Below are 2,420 nucleotides of genomic sequence, written 5' to 3' on the forward strand. Positions count from 1 at the left end.
ATAGCGAGCGGTTTTCATAAGCTTTTTAAAAACGACGCTAAGATCGCAGAAAGCCTAAAGCCAGCCACTACTAAGAACTTAAGCCAAGGTTTAGCGACCACTTTAAGCGGAGCGTTAAAATACCAGTGGACTAAATTCACGCTAGGGACTTTATACAGAAACGCACCGGATCGCATTTTAGGAGTTAAACTCCCTAAAGCTTTAAACGAAGCCACTGCAGGAGCGGCCTTAAAGTATCATTTAAAAAGAGCGTTAGAGAGAAGCCACTCAATAAGTGAGTTTAGTAAAAATTTAGAATTAAGCGCACAAAAATCACACTTTAGCAACAACACGCTTAAAATCATTGAAGAGCTTACTAACGGCGTCAGGCAAGCGAGTGAAGAATTAAGCAAGAAAGCGAGCGATTTACAACACGCTATAACCCCACTTAAAGAGTTTGGTAAGAATTACCCCGAGTTTGCTCTAAAGCCTAAGGAAGCGTTAGAGAAGTTATTACAAGAGAAAAACGGACAAGTTGCAGGCGCAGCTTATAGGGAGGATTTAGGAGGGATTGATTTTGTTTGGGGTAATAAAGATTACGGGTTAGAACACATCTTAAAACGCCGAGAAGAGCAAGCCATAGGTAAAGGACTAAATGAAGCAGAAGCTAAAGAATACGCCATGAGCGTAGTTAAAACGATACCGGAAGTTATAGAGAAAGGCGTTAAGGTTGAACAAAACGGCAGAGTAGCTATTGAATACCAAAATATAAGAGTAGGTTTAAAAGATAATTGGAAAGGAGAAAAATTACCTAATCATTGGATTATAACAAGATATGAGAAGACAGAGAGTAGCGGAAGTTTATACGCTCATCCACTAATGACAAAGAGTGAGACTCTACCCTTAAACTCTATTGAAAGTAATCCTACAAGAAAACCGCTAAATAGTCAAGAGGATTTATTAAAAACAAGCGAAAATTTAAACCAAACCACCCAAGAAGCTAAAAATTTAAGCCCCTTAGAGCAAGCCAACGCCGAAAAATTAGCGAAGTTAGAAAGCGAAGCCAAAGAAAGCGAACAAGAATTTTTAAAAGCTAAAGAGCAAGAATTAAAACGCAAGGAAGCGTTAAAAAAGAAATTAGAACACGAGCGAGGGAATGCGGGCAACATTGAAAGCCAGACTAAAATAGAAGTAGGAGAAGATATACCTACACAAATACAAGCGCAGATCCCCAAGAGCCGAGTAAGATTAAATGAGCGAGAGATTTACGATCTCAATTATGCGATAATCAAAGCCAAAGATCTAAAGCCGAGTTTTACCACAGGCGGGACGCAAAAAAGAACGGACATGAACGAAGAGCAGATTAAAAGCATCGCTGAGAATTTTGATCCTAAGAAGATATTTGGGAGCGGAGGGTTTGAGGATTTACCGATTATCTTACATGATGGGCAAGTGATCGCAGGAAACCACCGAATCCAAGGTATGCTAAACTTCACGCCAAAAAGTAGATACATTTACGAGAAAGCGATCAAAGAATACTATCAAATAGACTTAAAACCAGACGAGTTGTTAGTTAGAGTGCCACACAACCGCTTAAACAACACCGAGATCAACAATTTAGCGGCTTCAAGCAATCAAGGAAGATTCAACAGCGAAAGCGATCATGCGATAGCGGTTTTAAGCCACTATGAAGCGAAGTTAAAAGAATTAGAAAAGAAATTAGACGCCGATAGCATCTACTCACTTAAAAATATCGTAGCAAAAAACCTTAATTTTGACAAAGCCACTCATCCTAATGTAGGAGATAGTAATTTAGCGTTGCTTATGTATAACATGCCAAGGACTAAGACGCAAGGGATAGAATTACTCAACCGCTGGCAGAAAGAATTTTCAAACGATATTAAAAGCTATGAAAAGGTTAAAAAAATGTTTGTAGATAACGCCGGCAGTTTTCATAATCTCATCCATGACATGAATTTTCCTAATGTAAGCCTTAACGCTTATTTGAGCGACATAATGGATCGCAGTTTTGCCAATTTAAAGAATTATCAAAGCACGAGCGAGAGCTTGAAAGATTTGAGCGAAAAATTCTATAAAACGAGTTCTTTAGACATGTTTGAAAAGAGCGAGCAAAACACGAGCGATATTAGCGAGATTTTAGGAGGTGCGATCGCACGATTTGCACGATTTGATGATCCTAGTAAGGCGTTATTTGAAGCTTTAAGAAGCGATAACATTAAAAAAGGCTTGAAAGAATTTAAGATCGCAGATCTCACCAAAGACATGTTTAACCCTGATAGTAAGGAATTTAAGGATATTGATATTTACGACTTCACGCATTACCTTTTAATGGCCAATAGAGAGCCGAACGAAAATAACCCCACCTTAAAGCGCTTGATAGAAGCCGTGAAGGACATGCAAAAAGAAAGCGAGAAAGGGAT

Annotated in this window: 2 protein-coding genes; one reads left to right on the forward strand and one right to left on the reverse strand. The window is 38.7% G+C overall.

Features of this window, described 5'->3' with window-relative positions; genetic code table 11:
- Positions 1-14: 14 nt before the first annotated feature.
- Positions 15-215: a hypothetical protein gene (locus tag EAL04_RS08310; RefSeq protein ID WP_423750109.1), complete on the reverse strand. Its 201-nt coding sequence runs from the start codon at positions 213-215 to the stop codon at positions 15-17.
- Here EAL04_RS08310 and EAL04_RS07820 point away from each other — a divergent pair.
- Positions 175-2,420: DUF3519 domain-containing protein (locus EAL04_RS07820; protein WP_423750110.1), on the forward strand; the 2,246-nt coding region annotated here is incomplete at its 3' end. The genes EAL04_RS08310 and EAL04_RS07820 overlap by 41 nt on opposite strands.

The sequence above is a fragment of the Helicobacter pylori genome, from assembly GCF_003638305.1.
In the GTDB taxonomy this organism is placed as follows: domain Bacteria; phylum Campylobacterota; class Campylobacteria; order Campylobacterales; family Helicobacteraceae; genus Helicobacter; species Helicobacter pylori_DJ.